We start from the raw sequence: 19,420 nt of genomic DNA, 5'->3' as shown, positions 1-19,420 counted from the left end.
GGTTAGTGGTTAGTGGTTAGAACAAAGTAAAACTAATATCATCTATAGCAAGCTTTTTGTTTAATTAAACAAAAATAAAACCACCCTCTCGATCAACTGATATCTAACTTCTGAAATCTAACTACTAAAAACCCCGCTTCGCGGGGTTTTTAGTTATTTTTCTGGAGTTAGCCCAAAATGTAAATAAGCGATGTCTGAAACAAGTCGTCCGCGTGGGGTGCGTTGTATAAAGCCTTGTTGAATTAAAAATGGCTCTATTACATCTTCAATGGTTTCTTTTTCTTCACCAATTGCAGCCGCTAGGTTATCAAGGCCAACGGGGCCGCCCATAAATTTTTCGATAATAGCTAACAGGTATTTTCTATCCATGTAGTCAAAACCGCTTTTATCAACATCAATCATATCGAGGGCTTGCTCTGCAACTGTGGCATTCACTTTACCGTCTGATTTCACTTGGGTGTAATCACGAACGCGGCGTAATAAACGGTTTGCTATGCGCGGTGTACCGCGTGAACGCTTGGCGATTTCTGTTGCACCTTCATCACACATGGTTAAGTCTAAAAAGCTTGCTGAACGGGCAACAATTTTTGATAAGTCTTCAACCGAATAAAATTCTAATCGCTGTACGATGCCAAAACGGTCTCTAAGTGGTGAGGTGAGTGAGCCAGCACGCGTTGTTGCGCCAATTAAAGTAAATGGCGGTAAATCAAGCTTTATTGAACGTGCTGCAGGGCCTTCACCTATCATGATATCCAGCTGATAATCTTCCATTGCTGGATACAAAATCTCTTCGACTTGCGGGCTCAAACGGTGAATTTCGTCAATAAACAGTACGTCACCTTCTTCAAGGTTCGTTAAAAGTGCGGCTAAATCCCCTGCTTTTTCAAGCACTGGCCCCGACGTTGTTTTAATATTAACGTTAAGCTCGTTGGCAACAATGTTTGCAAGTGTGGTTTTACCAAGACCCGGTGGACCAAATATTAATAAGTGATCCAGCGCTTCGCCACGATGGCGAGCAGCCTCAATAAAAATTTCCATTTGCTGCTTAACATGCGGCTGGCCTGTGTAATCGGTTAACAGTTTTGGTCGTATGGCACGATCAACACTGTCTTCGTTACTTTGTTCACTCGCATCTATTAAGCGATCTGCTTCAATCATGGTTTACTCACAACATTGATTTTAGAGCTTCTTTAATTAGAACCTCAGTCGTCATATCTGGTTTGTTCACTGTTTTAACCGCTTTTTGTGCTTGCGGTAGCTTATAGCCTAATGCCACAAGTGCTGATACAGCATCATCAGCAGCATTATTTGCCACTAGGGTATCATCACTTGATGGCTCAATGACGGCATTATCGCTAAATGGTGTAAATAAGTCATTACCCCAATTTTTAAGCCGGTCTTTCATTTCGAGCACTAAACGCTCAGCCGTTTTTTTACCAACGCCCGGCAGTTTGACCAATGTGGTCGCATCTTCATTGTTTACACAGCTTACAAATTGCTGCGCCGACATACCCGATAAAATAGCTAGACCAAGCTTTGGCCCTACACCATTAGCTTTTAAAAGCTCTCTAAATAAAGCGCGTTCGGTTTTGTTGTTAAAGCCAAATAATAGCTGGGCATCTTCACGTACCACAAAATGGGTATAAATAATCGCTTGCTCACCCACTGCCGGTAAATCATAAAAGCAAGTCATGGGCATTTGCACTTCGTAGCCTACACCACTTACTTCGATAAGAATTTCTGGTGGCTGCTTTTCAACAAGTAAGCCATTTAATCGACCAATCATATTACTTCCTTAATCGTCCTCTTACGGTTTTGCTCGCACTGCCCGCAAGTTTTATTAAATTTTGTTCTGAGTGTGCATGACAAATAGCAATTGCTAAAGCATCTGCGGCATCGGCTTGAGGGGTACCTGGCAGCTTTAAAATGTTTTTAACCATATGCTGTACTTGAGACTTATCGGCTCCGCCATTGCCTACAACGGCCTGCTTAATTTGCCTAGCTGAATATTCATAAACTGGCAGCTCTGCCATTGAAGCACCAACGATAGCAGCGCCACGTGCTTGACCGAGTTTAAGCGCTGAGTCTGGGTTGTGTGCCATAAACACTTTTTCGATAGCAAAACTATCTGGTGAGAATTGCTCTACCAATTGACTGATCCCTTGGTAAATCATTTTTAAGCGTATCGGAAAATCGTGATCGGCCAATTTAATGCAGCCACTGCCTAAATAAGTGAACTTAGCCCCTTGGTGAGCAATCACGCCGTACCCTGTTAATCGTGAACCAGGATCAATCCCTAAAATAATCGCCAACTAACTGACTCGTCTATTATCATTATTATCTGCGGTTAATAATGCCAGAGCACTGTATAAATTACCAGTAACCAATTGCAATTCATAAAAAATGCCCGCAATTGCGAGCATTTTATAGTCAACCTTTAATTAAGACATTTACGCGAGCGAGCGTAATAAGCCTTGGGTATTTTTTCGCATTGTGCGGGCTATCATCAAATAACCTAAACATGCCACAAATAAGCCCCCGACTGCTGGGCCAATAACCCAAATATGAGGGTGGAACTTACCTGCTAAATCGAACATTTGTTTTTGCACTATTAACAGAGCGATGTCACTGACAATGGCAGCGACTAAACCTGCAGTAACGCCTAATAATAAAAACTCATATAAGGTGGCATTTTTAATTAAGCGCCCTTTCGCACCTAAAGTTCGCAAAATAACAATCTCTTGCATTCGCTCACCCAAACTTGCTTGTACTTGTGAAATAAGTACTAAAGCGCCACAGGCAACCACAATCGCTAGTACAAAGCCAATCGCTAACGATACTTGCTCTATGGTTGAGCGAATTTGTTTAATGAAGCTTTCAACATCTATCACGTTAACCGTTGGGTATTGACGCATTAGCTCATTAAACTCACGTTTTTTCTCTGCTTTTACATTCACTGAAGAAATATAAGTAGCCGGGAAACTCGCTAGCACATCAGGGCTTAAAATAATAAAGAAGTTAGGTTTAAGCGTGGTCCAATTAACCTTACGTACACTGGTAATTTTTGCGTCAAACGACTGCGCGCCAATTAAGAAAGTAAGCGTATCGCCTATTTTTACATCAAGGCGCTCAAGCATCGACTCTTCGACCGATGCCTCGGCTACTGAGTCTTCACTAAACCATGTACCGTCGATAAGCTCGTTTTGATTTGGTAAGTCTTTACGCCAAGTTAGGTTTAACTCACGGCCAATACCAGAGCGGGCTTCTTCGTCTTTCTTTTCGTTGTCTTCTTGCGATACTTCGCGGGCAACCAACTCACCATTTACGGCATTTACACGGCCACGAACAACCGGATAGAAATCAGACGTTGGCATATCGTTTTGCGCTAAGAAGCTAGTAATAGGCTCTAACTCTTGCTCAGTAATGTTCACTAAAAATGAATTAGGGGCATTTTCAGGAAGCTGCGACTGCCAATCCGAAATCATGTCGTTCTTAAGTACAATTAAAAACAGTAATAGCTTGATAGCCAAAGCAAAGCTAATTAATTGTACCGCATTCACATTGGCACGCTTTTGAATTGACGCAATCGCCAATGACCAACTGTTGCCCGGGCTTAAACCAAGTTTGCGGCCACCACCAAAAATAACCTTTGATAAACCAAATAACACCGCAATTAAAAATGCCGTCGAAAGGAATAAAATTGCACTAATTTTGAGGTTGTTACTAAATAACCACATCAGTAAAAACACAGTAAGCGCCGACATAGTAAGGTGCACTTTACTTACTAATAAACGGTCGCCTAAGTTACGGCGAAGCACACGGAGCGGCGGAATATCAAATAAATCGAGTAGCGGTTTAATTGAAAACATAACCGCACAAATCACACCCGTGCTAATCGCAATGATCCAAGGTTTTGCCGATGCACTTGGCAGTGCTGAACCCATGGTTTGTGCTAAATAATCAGTGGCAATCGCTTGTAAACCATAACCAATCAGTAAACCGACTATCACCGACATTGAACATACAAGGCTCAAATGTAATAAATAGATTTTACGGATCATAGCGCGGCTACCGCCAAGCGTTTTCATCATAGCAACTGGGTCGTACTGACGCTCACAATAACGTTTTGCCGATACCGCAATAGCAACGGCAGCTAAAATAATCCCAAGTAAACCAGCTAGCAATAAATAGCTTTCGGCACGATTTAAACTATTAGAAATAGGTGACTGGCGATCTTTAACACCATACCAACGCTGGTTTTCTTTCATTTGTGGTTTTAACCAAGCATAAAAGGTATCTAAGTTGTCTTTGTCGCCAGCATAAAGTTGGCGGTAAAACACCCGGCTGCCCGGCTGAATTACCTCGGTTACAGCAATGTCTGCTTCATTGATCAAGATCCGCTGGCTGCTCGAAAACACATTAAACGGCGCATCTGGCTCTTCAGCTACAACATGACTAGCCGTAAACGTAGCTGCGCCAAGCTCTACTTTATCGCCCACTTTAATATTCAGCGCATAAAACACCGATTCACTTAACCATACTTCACCACGGCTTGGGATCTCGGTTGTTACTTCTGGTTGGCCAGTCAGGCTGGTTTTTACTTTTAACTCACCTTTTAACGGATAAGTGTTTGATACCGCTTTAACCGAGCCAAGCTGCATTTCGTCACCGGCAAATAACATGGTATCGAAGTAGGTTATTTTTGCGGTGCGTAAGTTTTCTTGGTTGGCTTGTTCTAAAAACTCAGCAGGTAAAGTATGGTTACTTGCTAAAACGCGATCAGCGGCAATAAAGGCACTGCTTTTTTCTTCAATACTTTGACCAATTCGGTCGGTAACCATAGACAGTGTTAAAACAGTGAGAACAGCTAAGGCTATTGCTGCACTGATCACTGTTAATTCGCCACGCTTAAACTCACGTGAAAACAGTTTTAGTGCTAATTTAGCCCACATTCGCTTGCACTCCTTCGTTTTCTTTAACAGTTACTAGCTGCCCTGCTTCAATATGTAAAATTTGCTGGCACTTTTGTGCAAGCTGCTCATCATGGGTTACTAAAATAAGTGTCGTGCCGTGCTCTTTATTTAGTTCAAATAATAAAGACTCAATTAATTTACCGTTTTTGCTATCAAGGTTTGCTGATGGTTCATCGGCAAATAAGATTTTCGGTGTGCCTATAAATGCACGAGCAATTGCTACACGTTGCTGCTCACCACCAGATAATTGCGATGGGTAATGACCCACACGATGGCTTAAGCCTACTTTTTCAAGTAGCTCTAGGGCTTGTTGTTTAGCGTCTTTGCTTCCTGCAAGTTCAGCGGGAAGCATTACGTTTTCAAGGGCTGTTAAGCTTTGTACAAGCATAAAAGACTGAAATACAAAACCTACTTTTTCAGCGCGAAGTGCTGCGCGTGCTTCTTCATCTAATTCGTGTAATGCGGCTCCATCTAAATGGATACTACCACCGGTAGATTGGTCAAGGCCGGCCAATAAACTCAATAAAGTAGACTTACCCGAACCTGAGGTGCCTACTACAGCAACTGAGTCGCCCGACTTGACATTAAAGCTGATGTCACTGAGGATGGTCAGGTCGCCCTCAACCGTGGTGACCGTTTTAGAAAGTCCTTTAACTTGAATGATGTTTAATTGAGAAAGCGCTGACATATGATGCATCCAATCCTACGTTTTATATTCGTTTTACTGTTAGTAATCAAACCACTTACGGCAGCAGCTGACAACACAATTTTAATTTTAGGTGACAGTTTAAGCGCCGCTTACGGTCTTAAACAAGAGCAAGGCTGGGTTAAATTGTTACAAGATAAGTACGATGAAAAAGACCAATCTGTATACCTAGTAAACGCCAGTATTAGCGGTGAAACCACAGGCGGTGCTCTAAGGCGACTCGACGCGTTACTGAGCGAATTTGAACCCACTCATGTACTCATTGAGCTTGGCGGAAACGATGGTTTACGAGGTTTCCCTATTAAACGCCTGCAAGCTAACTTACGTGATTTAATTGCAAAAAGCCAAAAAATTGGGGCGAAAACCGCCATAATGGAAGTACAAATTCCACCAAACTATGGCCCGCGTTATACCAAACTTTTCACCGATAGCTTTAAAACCATTGCCGATGAAACAGATTCTGAGCTCATGCCCTTTTTCATGCTTAGTATTGCAGGCCGTCCAGAACTTATGCAAAACGATAACTTGCACCCTAATGCCGATGCTCAACCATTAATACGCGACTTTATGTACAATACGATCAACGATTGGCTAGATTAACCTCTAGTCCATTGATTTAATACCGATTGCCTGAACAATTAACAAGCAATCGAACAGCGGAGATATTGATTTTTATAAAAAAAGCCGTACTATGGCTTGCAACGTCGGCATATAGCGCAGCTTGGTAGCGCACTGTCATGGGGTGTCAGGGGTCGCAGGTTCAAATCCTGCTATGCCGACCATTTTTCTACACTCTATTCAATAAGTTACTTGAATTTACTTTCCTGTAAGTTTACTTTTTAAAGTATGTTCTCTTCTACCTTGATGTAATTAAACATCAAAAGGTATTTTTCGAGTTAAAATATTAACATTAATAAGACATGTAACCAGTCATCGATAAGTGGAGCAATTAGCCTAAAAGGCTAAGTTGAATGGAATCAATGAAACAAAATCTACATTGGCGTTATTATCTTTCGCTAGAATCAGATGTATATGCAATGTCGCGTTACATTCACTTCACTAGTGATAACTTTAAAACATATTCCATTGAACTAGCTAAGCTCTATTTCGCTATTTGTGCAGAGGTAGAAGTCGTTCTCAAAGAAATATGTAGTATTTGCCCCTCTAAAAAATCTAAAGAAGCAAACATAGCGATTTATCGTGATTATGTAGTTGAAAATCAAAAAGGGCTGATAACTGAAAAAGTACAATCTTTCGAGTTCGAGTTGCAATTTATCCCATGGGAAGATTTTAACGAAGGCAAGTCTCCTCCATGGTGGAGTGACTATAACTGCTTAAAACATGAACGCAGAGAGCATTTTAATAAAGCGAATTTAGGTAACGTGTTACAAGCACTAGCTGGTCTGTTTATAGCAAGTTTATACTTAGGAAAAGTTTTATCAAACAGAGAACAAAATATTGGTTTTATACTTGATATTGAAGAAGTTTACGCTACTTTCCCTAAAGGTAAAAAGCTTTTCCACCCTATAGGAATTCAATCAAGTATTGAAAATCTTCATTACACATTGTAATTGTGTAATATTAGGTAATTAACATTGTGTAAATCAATTTGTGCAGTTTCACTAGCAACAATAATTTAAACATCCAATAAAATGGGAGTCTTGTCTTTAACTCCATTAGAGTCATCTAAAAATTAGTAATTACTAACTGAATATCTTCAACATAGCCAAGTATTAACAGTCAAGTCAATGAAGTATTCTTAAATTTTGAATGCTGCTTAATTTATTAAATCATTACTCCAAACGACAATTGCGGATAGTGGTCAAACTCGATTTCTAAAGCCTCTAATCGAGCTTTACTGTTTTCTAAAGGCGCATATGGTTTAATGCATAGCTATGCCCACAAAAGAATGGTTGATATAAGGTTTAAGGTTAAAGTATGAAACGGCCTATAGACCGTTTCACAAGAGATGGGACATTTTAGACCAGAGATAACTAAAGTCTATCTCGATTCTTGATTGGCCTTTAAGCTCTCCAACTCAAGTTTTAACTTAGTGACTTCAGATTCAAGTTGCCTAATCCTTGAATCTTTTTTATTTTCATGTTTAGGGAGGGTATAAGCCATTTCAAGCTCATCTTTGTAAGGCATTATAGGCTGATATAACCTATGGAATGCGGTTCCTACTGCTCCTCGAAACAATTCAAGGTCAGGTTGATTATCACCTGATTTTAAAATATGAGTAGTGGCAATACCAGGGTACGGGTCAATAAAGTAAATTTTTGAAATACCTAGCTGTGAAGCTTTTTTAGCACATAACTCGCAAGGGCTCGCTGTTGTAAATAAAAAACCACCCTTTACTTTTTGTCCGCCGTACTTAGATATTTGTAGAAACGCATTTTCTTCAGCATGAAGTGATCGTGTGTGAACTTGATTTTTTTCACCTTCAATTTCATTTTGAATATCTTTAAAACAAAAAGATGGATTCATGCCTTCTTTGTCCGCATCATTAATTACATCTATGTATTTAAATTCAATTTTTTCCCTAAAGTTTTTATCATTTTTTTCGTATTCACTATAGGCATTTTTATCAGCACCATTGATCAAATCTTCGGCACTTCTTAAAATGCATGGAACTTGCCCTTGGGCTGTATTATTCCAGCCAACTGATTTGATCGAGTAATGCTCATCTGTAACAGCCGCACCAACTTGTCTAGAAATACAACCGGAGCTTTTTTTTACGCTAAAAGCTATTTGCATACAATTTTCAACTGACGTTGGCATAATTAACCCTGGGTGCATCATAAGTGATACATACCATGCTAGCTGACTTGCCAACTCACTACTTTCAAAATTATCAGCCCTAGGGTTATTAATATGAATATCCGCATTTTCTATACATTTTTGAATGTTTTGAGATATAAACTTGTTGTGCCCAGCTAATTTTTTCGGATACTCTTTTTTATCCAATTCAGTAATCTGTTGATCACTAAACTTATGGCTTTCTCGCAAATGCTTAAGGCGATTTTCATTACTAGTGTTTACTGACATTAGATAAAAATCGGCATACCTTTCTCTTAGGTACATAGCCTCATAAGGGTTCCTTATAGCATCAATAACAATGTAACATGGCCTAGACTCAGTAGTGGCTTTATGTCTTGCCGCCTTTATTACTTTATTTATAGTCTTGGGAAACTTGAAAACCTTTTCGGGATCAAATTCAGCCCTATCAGCTCTACCCGAAGAACGAACATTATCGCCAACTTTTTGATATAACGTTGTATATGCACTTATACTTAAGTTGCCTAAGCTGGCCTTCAACTTTTGCGAAAATTCAGGTAGCATTTTGAAGTAAATATTGTAAGCATGAGTCTTTTTATCTTCCTCTGTTTCACCAAGAAAGGCTACTAACTTTTCATGATACTCCCCATATGTTTCTCGAAAGTCTTCTAGCTTAGTTTTAACTTCTTGCCTATCAATTTTGACTATGTCAGATACTAATTTACAGAACTCAGAATAATTCAATTCCAATACAAAACGGCTTAATACACACCTAACTTGTAGCCATTCAAACTTACTCCATGTTTTATCAATATACTTCTTTACTATTTTATATTTCCTAGCTTCATTACCCTTGAAGTGAGAGTCTAAAGGGGATGGTAGAGGTAACTTGTCTCCACTCAATAGCTTTGCGCATGTCGAACATCCTGAGCCAGTTCGACCAGTTAATCCGATAATGATAAAGTCACTTGACTCTTTTAAAACAGTCTTCAATGCCGAAGAAACAGTATTTTGTTTACTCATTTTTCCCTTGCTTACATTACATATGTTATAGAAGTCGTAATAATCATAAATGACAATAAGCTATTTACAATACTTTCTTTGCCCACTTAGTCAATACAGCTCTTCTTTTATCCATATACTCCTGTAAGTTATAAACCTTTTACATCCCTTCAACTAGTGGATAAGAATCTTCTCAACCACAATCGGGTAAGCGCCAATATCATCAACTAAGCATTTAGCCATAGTTATTCGTAAGTCATAAAGTACAAACTTTGGAACACACAGCTCTTTTTGTTTGTGATTTACTGCTCTTAAAGTGAATGACGAACAATTGGCTGTTCTCCATGACCACTATTGATGCATGGAATGTTCTCTATCATTAATTGGCTTACCAATATTCAGATTGAAACCTAAGAATTCAGTGTCGTTTATTTTAGTAATTTCTCAAGGAATGTTATTTAGTACTGACTCCGTTAATTTTGCTCTGATTGACCCCATTTTTCTTCACACAAACTCCCTTTCAATTATTTATCACTCTGTACTTCAAACTCCTTAAAAATACTGTTCACATTCACTTTTGCGCCTAGCTTTGCAGCGATTAAAAACAGGCCTGCTAGCTTTCTGTGAACGAACAAGGCATCTACTGGTGGTGCGTGCCAATGCTCTGAGGCGGTGCTCATTTTAAGGCCGAGTTCTTTGATACGTTTTGGTAAGTCGCTATTCGCAAAATCATACTCACCTTGGTGGCGCAGTGGCTCGCAGGCGAGCAGAAATATATCGACGACATTATCTATATATTCTTGAGCAAGCCCTTTTTGAAAATAGCCAATGTGCTGTGCAGCTGTAGCCACATCTACTCTGTCGTTATTAATCGCAGCAGATAATAACTGTAAGTAGCCATCACTAATATGCTGAGGTAGTTCGCGGGTGGCGCCAAAGTCTAAAAGCACTAAGCGTTGATTGTCGATTTGATACTGATAATTGGCAAAGTTTGGATCAGTTTGAACTAGTTTAAAGCTAAATAATTCATGTAAAAATAGGCTGAGTAACTGTTCAACCGCTTTATTACGTAAAGCTTGCTCTTTACTTGCCAGTTCATCTAGCTCATGCCCTTCAACAAAACTCATGACTAAAACTTGAGAAGAACTAAGCGAATCAACCACATTTGGAATAAGGTAATTGTCATCACCCTTTAAACACTCGCTGTAGCGTTTTAAATAATTAGCTTCTAACTCGTAGTCAGCTTCGTTTATAAGCTGCTGTTTTGCTTCATCGATAAGAGGCTGTATTTCTACCTTTTTAGGTAATAAGCCACTGAGCTTCAGAAAGTAAGCTAAGTTTTCAACATCACTGGCGATGCCTTTTGCAATACCTGGGTATTGCACTTTAACTGCTAACTTTTCGCCCGATTCTCGATAAGCAATATGCACTTGCCCTATTGATGCCGCAGCAAATGGTCTAAGTTCAAAGTGCGATAATTGCTCTAACCACGCATCGCCCCAATGCTCTCGCATTACTTTAACTAGCTGCTTTTGTGGCATGGGCGTCGCTTCTGAACGTAGCCTTGCTAAAATTGCTGACAGCTCAGGAGTAAGTAATTCGCCACTATCCATGGATAACAGTTGCCCCAATTTCATTGCAGCCCCGCGAAGATTTGCTAGCTGCTCAGCAAAGCGCTGAATATTTTTTGGCTGTAACAATAACTCTTGTCGTGATGTTTGCTTGCCAGTCGCCCATGCTTTTGTGCCTTCAAACAGCATATTACTCGCAACTTTACCTGCTAAAGAACCAAGCCGAGCCGCTCTTGCTAAGCGTGATGTTGGAACAGACTTTTGTTTATCACTCATATTACTTCACACTATTAACTTAATGCTTTGAATACGTTGGTTGTTCGAGTTTAGATCGACTTTAGCTTTACTATCACTTGTCTTCTAGCCAAAAGCAAAAAGCCGCATGGTTAGCTTATTTGCTTCCCGATGCGGCTATTTATTTAATTAACAAGCCAATAAATTGTTTTATTGAGAGTTACTGCTTTCCAGACATCAACTGTTCCATTAGCTGGCTAAAGTCGAAGCTTGCTGCTTTTTGCAGTGGTGGATACTCTGATAGCGATTTTATGTGTTCGCCAAGTAGATGTTGCACAGGCTCATTCAGCCATTGCTTAGCTTGTACTATGTCTGAGCGGTCGGTTAAACCATCAAAGCTTTCAAACGGATCCATACGTATGTTATAGAAAATTGGGAACTTTTGCTTTTCATAAGGAGCATAATAATTTTCGCTCGTTTCAAAGTGCAGCTTCCATTGCTTGTAGCGAATCGCTTTTATACTTGATTCGTAATAGTAGAAAAAGTGATCACGGGCGCTTTGGTCAGTTTTGCCAAGCCAGTAATTCAAGTTATTTACGCCGTCAATCGGTTGCTTATGCTCTTTCAGCGCTTTTTTAGCAATATTAGGTTCACCTGCTGCTGCAGCCAAGGTTGTGTAAATATCCATGTGCGATTGAATACCGTTTAATACTGTATTTGCAGGTACTTTACCTGGCCAGCGAACAATCATAGGCACACGTACACCACCTTCATAGGTCGTCATTTTCTCACCACGGAAAGGCGTTGTACCACCATGTAATCGAGCACTGTGCTCTGGGCCATTATCTGTAGAATAAACAACAATAGTGTTATCAAGCACACCCATATCATCTAGTGCAGCCATTAACTCGCCCACTTGTTGATCATGTTCAATCAGACCACTGCCGTATAAATCATGCTCTGTGGTGTATTCTTCTGCTAAATAACGGCTCTCATCACTTAAACGCGTGTACATATGCATTCGGCTTGGGTTAAACCAAACAAAGAAAGGTTTGTCTGCTTTTTTCGCTCGTTTAATAAAGTCTATGCTTGCGTCCATAAACTCTTTATCAACGGTTTTCATACGCTCACGAGAAAGCTGACCAGTATCTTTAATTTTTTGCTTACCTACTTTACCAAAGCGTGGATCAACTGTTTTGTCATCTACATTTGTGGCGTAAGTATGTAAAACGCCTCGCGTACCATATTTTTTGAAGAATTCAGGATCTTTCGGGTAGTCTCGTTGCTCAAACTCTTCTTGAGTATTTAAGTGATATAAATTCCCGAAAAACTCATCAAAGCCATGCACGGTTGGTAAGTGCTCGTTGCGATCACCTAAGTGGTTTTTACCAAATTGCCCTGTTGCATAACCCTGCTCTTTTAATACCTCTGCAAGGGTATAAGAACCAGCTTTTAAACCAAGCTCTGCGCCAGGTCGTCCCACTGTAGTCATGCCACTACGAATTGGATATTGGCCTGTAATAAGTGCAGCGCGCCCTGCAGTACACGATGGTTGCGCGTAATGATCGGTAAACATTGCGCCTTCGTGGGCGAGTTTATCGATGTTTGGCGTTTTATAACCCATGGTACCAAGTCCATAAGCACTTACATTTTGCCAGCCAACATCATCGGGGAATATAATTAGAATATTGGGTTTGTCTTTAGCAAAAGCGACAGAGCTTGCTAAATATAAAGCAGCGGATGCTACGGCGAGTAGTCTTTTCATAACAGCAGTCCTTCGTGTATTTTAATAAAATACTATGTAGTTTAGTTTTTAAACTTGTAGTACTTTTTTTAGTCTACTAAAAATACTGTGTACCGCAATTATTATTAATGCTAGGCATAAAAAAACCGTATTTTCTGATCAAAATACGGTTTTTAAAACGTTATTAACTTAAACGTTATTTAATAACTTCTAAGCCACCCATGTAAGGGCGTAATACTTCTGGTACAACAATCGAGCCGTCTGCTTGTTGGTAGTTCTCTAAGATTGCTACCAGTGTACGACCAACTGCTAAACCTGAACCATTTAATGTATGAAGTAGCTCTGGCTTTTTCTCACCTTGACGACGGAAACGCGCTTGCATACGACGCGCTTGGAAATCAACCATGTTTGAACATGATGAGATTTCACGATAGGTGTTTTGTGCAGGTAACCATACTTCTAAATCATAAGTTTTTGCTGCACCAAAGCCCATATCACCCGTACATAAAATCACTTTACGGTATGGAAGTTCTAATGCTTGTAAGATTTGCTCAGCGTGACCTGTTAGCTCTTCTAGCGCTTGCATTGAATCTTCTGGTTTTACTAGTTGTACTAATTCAACTTTGTCGAATTGGTGCTGACGAATAAGACCACGTGTATCACGGCCATAGCTGCCTGCTTCACTACGGAAACAAGGCGTATGCGCTGTTAAACGAATTGGTAAGTCGCTTTCGTCGTAAATTTCGTCACGAGCACTGTTCGTAAGCGGTACTTCAGCTGTAGGAATTAAGCTAAAACCTGGTTGTTGCTGACCGTCGTCATCCACTAAACCTAATGTGTGGAATAAGTCACCAGCAAACTTAGGTAATTGGCTTGTGCCGTATAAGCTTGCGCTATTAACAAGGTAAGGCACATACATTTCTGTATAGCCGTTTTGCTCTGTGTGCGTATCAAGCATGAACTGCGTAAGAGCACGGTGCATACGTGCAACTTGACCACGCATAACAGTGAAACGCGCGCCACTGATTTTAACGCCCATTTCAAAGTCTAGGCCGTTTACGTCTTGACCAACATCAACGTGATCTTTTACTTCAAAGTCGTATGACTTAGGCGTACCCCAGGTTGAAATTTCAACGTTTTGATCTTCGTCTTCACCTACAGGAACAGACTCATCAGGTAAATTTGGAATAGCAAGTGCAATTTGCTTAAGCTCTTCAAGTACTGCGTCTTGCTCTGCTTTTACGCTGTCTAGTTGATCGCCAAGGTTACTGACTGAATCAAGCAGTTGTTGTGCTTTTTCGTGCTCGCCTTTCGCTTTTGCTTGGCCGATAGCTTTGGAACTTGCATTACGCTCGCTTTGAAGTTCTTGCGTTTTTACTTGTAATGTTTTGCGTTTTTCTTCAAGTGCAGTTACCGCTGCAGTATCAAGTTCGTAACCGCGTGATGCTAAACGTGCAGCCGCTTGTTCGATATCTTGACGTAAATATTTAGAATCTAACATGTTCGATTTTTAACCTTTTTGCATTACCAGCTGAAGGCCCAGCCAAGCCATAAATATACACACCACCACGTTTAAGGTGATATTGAGGGCCATTTTAAAAAAGTGACCTTGTTGCAAGAGCAACAACGAATCCATTGAGAATGTTGAAAAGGTGGTCAATGCACCTAAAAAGCCAATACCAATTAAGGTTTTAGCGGGGCTAACAGCGATTATTTCTTTTTCAATCAAGCCGTATAAAATGCCCATTAACAATGAACCAAGAATATTAACTGTCAACGTGCCAAAAGGGAATCCCCTACCGAGCAGTTTTAGCATGGTTTCGCTAAGAAAATAGCGTAAACATGCCCCTGAAGCGCCACCCATTGCAATCATCATGTAAAGTTTCAAACTATTCATAACGTTTAATATCACTTTGCTCGTTACGCTGAGTTAAATAGTCCAGCTTTTGTTTTATTTTTTGTTCAAGCCCGCGGTCGGTTGGGAAGTAATACTGGCGATCATTAATTGCCTCAGGGAAATACTTTTCGCCTGCAGCAAATGCACCTTCCTCATTGTGTGCATACCGATATTCAGCGCCATAACCTAAGTCTTTCATTAAGCTGGTTGGTGCATTGCGTAGATGCTCTGGCACCGGGTGGCTCGGCTCATTTTTAGCATCTTGCATTGCTTGATTAAACGCCATATACACAGCGTTACTTTTCGGGGCACTGGCTAAATAAATGGTGGCTTGTGCAATAGCGCGCTCACCTTCACTTGGGCCAACGCGTTGAAAAATATCCCACGCATTGAGTGCGACTTCCATTGCTCGCGGGTCGGCATTACCGATATCTTCTGTAGCAATCGCTAATAAACGCCGAGCTACATAAAGTGGGTCACCGCCGCCAGCTAAAATACGGCAATACCAATATAAAGCGCCATCAGGTGAACTACCTCGCACTGACTTATGAAACGCTGAAATCAAGTCGTAGAACTCATCGCCGCCTTTGTCGTACTTGGCTAAGTGAGTTGGTAAAACTTGGCTTAACACATGTTGATCAACAAGGTATTTGCCCTGCTGCTCAGTGGTTAAGTCAACCGCTTGTTCTAACAGGTTAAGCACTTTACGCGCATCGCCATCACTTGCTTGGCAAAGCGCTTGCTTAGCGTTATCGGCAATATCTATATTTTTTTGGCTGAGCTCTACGTCTTCACGTAAGGCGCGCTCAATTACGTTAAATAAATCAGTTTGCTCAAGTGCTTTTAAAACATATACACGAGCACGAGACAGTATCGCGTTATTAAGTGCAAATGATGGGTTTTCGGTGGTCGCGCCAACAAAAATAAAAGTACCGTCTTCAATATGCGGTAAAAATGCATCTTGCTGAGATTTATTAAAGCGATGCACTTCGTCAACAAACAATAAGGTGCGCTGCCCTCGACCAGCAAGGTTTGCTTTTGCTTCGCTTACGGCCTCACGAATATCTTTGACACCTGCTGTGACCGCCGACATTTGAATAAGGCTGGCATCGGCATGGTTTGCAATAATCTGTGCTAAGGTGGTTTTACCAACGCCTGGCGGCCCCCACAAAATGAGGCTGTGGCATCGACCTGCAAGAATCGCTTGGTAAAGAGGTTTATCGGGGCTTAAAAGGTGCTGCTGACCTATGTAGTCATTGAGTGTTTCGGGTCGCATGCGCGCCGCAAGTGGGCGCACATCAGGACCAAAATTAAATCCGAGATTACTCAAGCCTTAATCACCTTGGCTTTGGTCGTCAACTTCAACGCCTTCAGGAATGGTAAATTCAAAGGTTTGAGTTGCAAGTTCTTCGTTCACTTTAGCCTCTTTAAAGGTAAATAAAGACTGCTGACCAGAGGTATCTAATACTGTCAGTGATGCTAGGCCTTGCTCTTGAGCGTTAAAGCTAATGTCTAACTTTTCAACTTGGCTCTCAACGCCTTTGTTTGGCGTGACGCTAAAACCTGCATCAGTTGCCACAACTTGGTATTTTGCCCACTGCTCTGGATCTTTTGAGGTCAACAATACAAATGGTGTTGAATCAATCAGGCTGTGGGTATTCATAATCGTTACTTGCTCAGCAAAGCTGTCGAAGTAATACGTTTTGTCGCCATTTGATACAAATAAAGTATCGTCTGGACTTTGTTGCTGCCAGCGGATCATCATAGGTTGCTGCAAGGCTATATTCCCCTCACCTTGCATGATAGCTTCGCCTTGCGAATCGGTAACCTGCTGTGAAAACTCTGCTTTAAAACTTTTAATCGCAGCCAGTTGTTGTTGCAACGCTTCGCTGTCGTCAGCAAAACTTTGACCGCTTAATAAACAACCCATAATTAGGGCTAGGTATTTAATTTTTTTCATTAATTTGCTCCACCATTTGGCACTAAGACTTCGCGGGCACCGTTATGTCCTGGTGCGCTAACAATGCCTGATGTTTCCATTTGTTCAACTAAGCGCGCTGCGCGGTTATAACCTACACGAAGCTTACGCTGTACACTCGATACCGACACTTTGCCGGTTTCAATGACAAATGATACTGCTTCATCGTAAAGCGGATCTGACTCTTCATCACCGTCTTCACTGGTTTCTCCTGGTAGTAAAATTTCTTCTGTGGCATCGCCACTTAAAATTTCATCAATATAATTTGGTTTGCCACGTTTTTTCCAATCGTCTACAACCGCATGTACTTCGTGGTCGTCAACAAACGCACCATGCACACGCACTGGCACACTGGTACCCGGCGGTAAGTAAAGCATGTCACCCATACCAAGTAAGTTTTCAGCGCCTTGCTGATCTAAAATGGTACGCGAGTCAATTTTACTTGAAACTTGGAACGCCATACGGGTTGGAATATTCGCTTTAATCAAACCTGTAATTACATCAACCGATGGGCGTTGTGTTGCTAGCACTAAGTGAATACCTGCAGCACGGGCTTTTTGCGCGATACGTGCAATCAGCTCTTCCACTTTTTTACCCACGATCATCATCATGTCGGCAAATTCGTCAATAACCACCACAATACTTGGCAGTTTATCTAGCTCTTCAGGGCCATCGGCCATGCCGTCGGTGTCTTTAAACAGTGGATCTAGAATCGGTTGACCCGCTTCTTTGGCATCCAACACTTTTTGGTTGTAACCTTTTAAGTTACGCACCCCAAGTGCCGACATCAGCTTATAACGACGTTCCATTTCGCCTACACACCAACGCAATGCATTGGCTGCTTCTTTCATGTCGGTCACAACTTCACATAATAAATGTGGGATGCCTTCGTACACAGAAAGTTCAAGCATTTTCGGGTCAATCATGATCATACGAACATCATCAGGGCCCGATTTGTACAGTAAGCTTAATATCATTACATTAACGCCCACTGACTTACCTGAACCTGTGGTACCCGCAACAAGTAAATGTGGCATTTTGCCAAGGTCAGCACATACCGGCTCGCCAGCAATGTCTTTACCTAACACCATAGTCAGTGGTGATGGGTTTGATTCGAACTTAGGCGCGTTAATAACTTCACTTAAGCGCACAATTTCACGGTGTTTGTTAGGCAGCTCTAAACCTACATAGGTTTTACCCGGAATAACTTCTACCACACGTACGCTTACAGCAGACAGTGAACGTGCTAAATCTTTCGCTAGGCCAGTGATTTTAGCTACTTTAATACCCGGCGCTAAATCAAGCTCAAAGCGCGTTACAACCGGACCTGGGTACACACCCACAACCGCAGCTTGAATGTTAAAATCAAGTAGTTTGGTTTCAACTAGACGCGAAATACCATCAAGCTCTTCTTGAGATAATGGGTTTTTCGCTTTATCTGGGCGGTCTAATAAATCAAGAGATGGTAACGGGTTTGCAGGTGGCTGCTCTTCAAGCAGTGCTTCAAACTTTTCTTTTGCCGTTGGCGGTGGCTGGTACGCAGGTTTTGGCTTAGGCATTGGGCGCGCAGGCGAAACAACCGTTGTGACAGGTTTTTCTGGCTCAACAACTGGGCTCTGATCAAGCGCATTCAGTGCCGATACGGTATCGAATGATTCATCATCAAGGGCACTGAAACCAATTTCTTGGTCAAGAATATCGTCTAGTTCATCAAAGCCTTTAAAGTCATCATCGGCTTTTTCAGCAGGCTTTTGCTTAGGCTTAGTAGGCTTTGGTGCTTCTACATCATCGTCATTAAAGCTAATTGCTGGCTCGTTTTCTGGCTCTACAAAGTTAGCGTCTGGCTCTGTAGTGGCGATATCTTTAACAGCTTCTTTTTCACGATGTAACCAAGCAGAAAATTGCTCACGTAAAAAGTAAAATGCTTTCATTACCCACTTACCGACAAAATCGACAAATTGCACCCACGAAATACCGGTTAATAGGGTTAAACCGGCAAAGAAAAAACACAGTAGTAAAATGGAGGTGCCAGTAAAATTAAAGGTTGGCATCATTGCTGTAGCAATAACATCTCCCACTACCCCACCAGATGAGAAGTTATAAATATCATCAAAATTAATACTGCTGATGGCAGTTGCTGAAGTAATAAACAGCGCAAAACCAATAACACGTAAGGCAAGCGTGGTGTAATCAAGCTGGAAAATACGGTGTGGTTGTTTAAATAATAAATAACCGAACAATTGAATAGCAACAGGCACTAAATAAGCAAGCCAGCCAAAAGTGAGTAATAGGATATCTGCAACCCAAGCTCCCGCTGTGCCGGTAATATTCTTAACATTAACAAATTCACCGGTTTGCGACCATGAAGGGTCCGCAGGATCAAAACTGATTAATGCACATAAAATAAATACTGCAGCAAAGGTGCTGATGATTAGCCCCGTTTCTAACAGTCTTTGAACACCATTTAGGCGCATAGCTCCCTATTCCTTATTATTCTTTACTGATCGATTAGCAGTGAAATACCTTAGCAGGAAATG

At 41.1% G+C, this 19,420-nt stretch carries 15 protein-coding genes and 1 tRNA gene; 3 read left to right on the top strand and 13 right to left on the bottom strand.

The features are described 5' to 3' along the window. Window positions 1–153 precede the first annotated feature (153 nt). The 5 genes from ruvB to CWB80_RS05425 all read right to left on the bottom strand — a co-directional run bounded on the left by ruvB (window position 154) and on the right by CWB80_RS05425 (window position 5,661). Window positions 154–1,158 (bottom strand): Holliday junction branch migration DNA helicase RuvB, encoded by a 1,005-nt coding sequence (gene ruvB, locus CWB80_RS05445; protein ID WP_054553011.1) that lies wholly within the window; start codon window positions 1,156–1,158, stop codon window positions 154–156. 7 nt (window positions 1,159–1,165) lie between these two features. Next, on the bottom strand, window positions 1,166–1,786 hold the full coding sequence (gene ruvA, locus CWB80_RS05440; protein WP_054553010.1) for a Holliday junction branch migration protein RuvA: 621 nt from the start codon (window positions 1,784–1,786) through the stop codon (window positions 1,166–1,168). 1 nt (window position 1,787) lies between these two features. Then, window positions 1,788–2,312: a crossover junction endodeoxyribonuclease RuvC gene (gene ruvC / locus CWB80_RS05435; protein ID WP_054553009.1), complete on the bottom strand. Its 525-nt coding sequence runs from the start codon at window positions 2,310–2,312 to the stop codon at window positions 1,788–1,790. Between the two features lie 138 nt (window positions 2,313–2,450). Next, window positions 2,451–4,952 (bottom strand): ABC transporter permease, encoded by a 2,502-nt coding sequence (locus CWB80_RS05430; RefSeq protein WP_054553008.1) that lies wholly within the window; start codon window positions 4,950–4,952, stop codon window positions 2,451–2,453. Further along, window positions 4,942–5,661 (bottom strand): ABC transporter ATP-binding protein, encoded by a 720-nt coding sequence (locus CWB80_RS05425; protein WP_054553007.1) that lies wholly within the window; start codon window positions 5,659–5,661, stop codon window positions 4,942–4,944. The genes CWB80_RS05430 and CWB80_RS05425 overlap by 11 nt, the downstream gene beginning before the upstream one ends. On the opposite strand from CWB80_RS05425, the gene CWB80_RS05420 reads away from it, so the two are divergent. From CWB80_RS05420 to CWB80_RS05410, 3 genes are all read left to right on the top strand, one after another. Continuing rightward, window positions 5,662–6,279, top strand: a complete 618-nt coding sequence (locus tag CWB80_RS05420; protein ID WP_138600074.1) for an arylesterase — start codon at window positions 5,662–5,664, stop codon at window positions 6,277–6,279. It begins immediately after the preceding gene. Between the two features lie 105 nt (window positions 6,280–6,384). After that, window positions 6,385–6,461: transfer RNA gene (locus CWB80_RS05415), tRNA-Pro, on the top strand. Window positions 6,462–6,650: 189 nt separating this feature from the next. Then, on the top strand, window positions 6,651–7,250 hold the full coding sequence (locus CWB80_RS05410; protein WP_138600075.1) for a hypothetical protein: 600 nt from the start codon (window positions 6,651–6,653) through the stop codon (window positions 7,248–7,250). Between the two features lie 430 nt (window positions 7,251–7,680). Here CWB80_RS05410 and CWB80_RS05405 read toward each other — a convergent pair whose 3' ends face one another. The 8 genes from CWB80_RS05405 to CWB80_RS05370 all read right to left on the bottom strand — a co-directional run bounded on the left by CWB80_RS05405 (window position 7,681) and on the right by CWB80_RS05370 (window position 19,357). Beyond that, window positions 7,681–9,480, bottom strand: coding sequence for an anti-phage dCTP deaminase (locus CWB80_RS05405; RefSeq protein ID WP_138600076.1), 1,800 nt, complete (start codon window positions 9,478–9,480; stop codon window positions 7,681–7,683). Between the two features lie 503 nt (window positions 9,481–9,983). After that, window positions 9,984–11,306 carry an ABC1 kinase family protein gene (locus CWB80_RS05400; protein ID WP_138600077.1) on the bottom strand — a complete coding sequence of 441 codons (1,323 nt, stop codon included), beginning with the start codon at window positions 11,304–11,306 and terminating at the stop codon, window positions 9,984–9,986. A 178-nt stretch (window positions 11,307–11,484) separates the two neighbouring features. Beyond that, window positions 11,485–13,029: an arylsulfatase gene (locus CWB80_RS05395; protein WP_138600078.1), complete on the bottom strand. Its 1,545-nt coding sequence runs from the start codon at window positions 13,027–13,029 to the stop codon at window positions 11,485–11,487. A 175-nt stretch (window positions 13,030–13,204) separates the two neighbouring features. Continuing rightward, window positions 13,205–14,509, bottom strand: a complete 1,305-nt coding sequence (serS, locus tag CWB80_RS05390) for a serine--tRNA ligase (RefSeq protein WP_054552975.1) — start codon at window positions 14,507–14,509, stop codon at window positions 13,205–13,207. Between the two features lie 9 nt (window positions 14,510–14,518). Further along, entirely contained in the window at window positions 14,519–14,905 is a 387-nt protein-coding gene (gene crcB / locus CWB80_RS05385; protein WP_082389253.1) for a fluoride efflux transporter CrcB, read from the bottom strand. Then, window positions 14,898–16,235: a replication-associated recombination protein A gene (locus CWB80_RS05380; RefSeq protein WP_138600079.1), complete on the bottom strand. Its 1,338-nt coding sequence runs from the start codon at window positions 16,233–16,235 to the stop codon at window positions 14,898–14,900. The genes crcB and CWB80_RS05380 overlap by 8 nt, the downstream gene beginning before the upstream one ends. 3 nt (window positions 16,236–16,238) lie before the next feature. After that, window positions 16,239–16,865, bottom strand: coding sequence for an outer membrane lipoprotein periplasmic chaperone LolA (gene lolA, locus CWB80_RS05375; RefSeq protein ID WP_138600080.1), 627 nt, complete (start codon window positions 16,863–16,865; stop codon window positions 16,239–16,241). After that, entirely contained in the window at window positions 16,865–19,357 is a 2,493-nt protein-coding gene (locus CWB80_RS05370) for a DNA translocase FtsK (protein WP_138600081.1), read from the bottom strand. The genes lolA and CWB80_RS05370 overlap by 1 nt, the downstream gene beginning before the upstream one ends. Window positions 19,358–19,420 lie beyond the last annotated feature (63 nt).

Origin of the sequence: Pseudoalteromonas sp. S1650 (assembly GCF_005887195.1) — a bacterium.
Taxonomy (GTDB): Bacteria; Pseudomonadota; Gammaproteobacteria; order Enterobacterales; family Alteromonadaceae; genus Pseudoalteromonas; species Pseudoalteromonas simplex.
This window is presented reverse-complemented; position numbering and strand designations above follow the sequence as displayed.

Coding starts and splice junctions, on each gene's coding strand:
- ruvB (WP_054553011.1), bottom strand. CDS start 1,158: ATGATTGAAGCAGATCGCTTAATAGATGCGAGTGAACAAAGTAACGAA.
- ruvA (WP_054553010.1), bottom strand. CDS start 1,786: ATGATTGGTCGATTAAATGGCTTACTTGTTGAAAAGCAGCCACCAGAA.
- CWB80_RS05430 (WP_054553008.1), bottom strand. CDS start 4,952: ATGTGGGCTAAATTAGCACTAAAACTGTTTTCACGTGAGTTTAAGCGT.
- CWB80_RS05425 (WP_054553007.1), bottom strand. CDS start 5,661: ATGTCAGCGCTTTCTCAATTAAACATCATTCAAGTTAAAGGACTTTCT.
- CWB80_RS05420 (WP_138600074.1), top strand. CDS start 5,662: ATGATGCATCCAATCCTACGTTTTATATTCGTTTTACTGTTAGTAATC.
- CWB80_RS05410 (WP_138600075.1), top strand. CDS start 6,651: ATGGAATCAATGAAACAAAATCTACATTGGCGTTATTATCTTTCGCTA.
- CWB80_RS05405 (WP_138600076.1), bottom strand. CDS start 9,480: ATGAGTAAACAAAATACTGTTTCTTCGGCATTGAAGACTGTTTTAAAA.
- CWB80_RS05400 (WP_138600077.1), bottom strand. CDS start 11,306: ATGAGTGATAAACAAAAGTCTGTTCCAACATCACGCTTAGCAAGAGCG.
- CWB80_RS05395 (WP_138600078.1), bottom strand. CDS start 13,029: ATGAAAAGACTACTCGCCGTAGCATCCGCTGCTTTATATTTAGCAAGC.
- serS (WP_054552975.1), bottom strand. CDS start 14,509: ATGTTAGATTCTAAATATTTACGTCAAGATATCGAACAAGCGGCTGCA.
- crcB (WP_082389253.1), bottom strand. CDS start 14,905: ATGAATAGTTTGAAACTTTACATGATGATTGCAATGGGTGGCGCTTCA.
- lolA (WP_138600080.1), bottom strand. CDS start 16,865: ATGAAAAAAATTAAATACCTAGCCCTAATTATGGGTTGTTTATTAAGC.
- CWB80_RS05370 (WP_138600081.1), bottom strand. CDS start 19,357: ATGCGCCTAAATGGTGTTCAAAGACTGTTAGAAACGGGGCTAATCATC.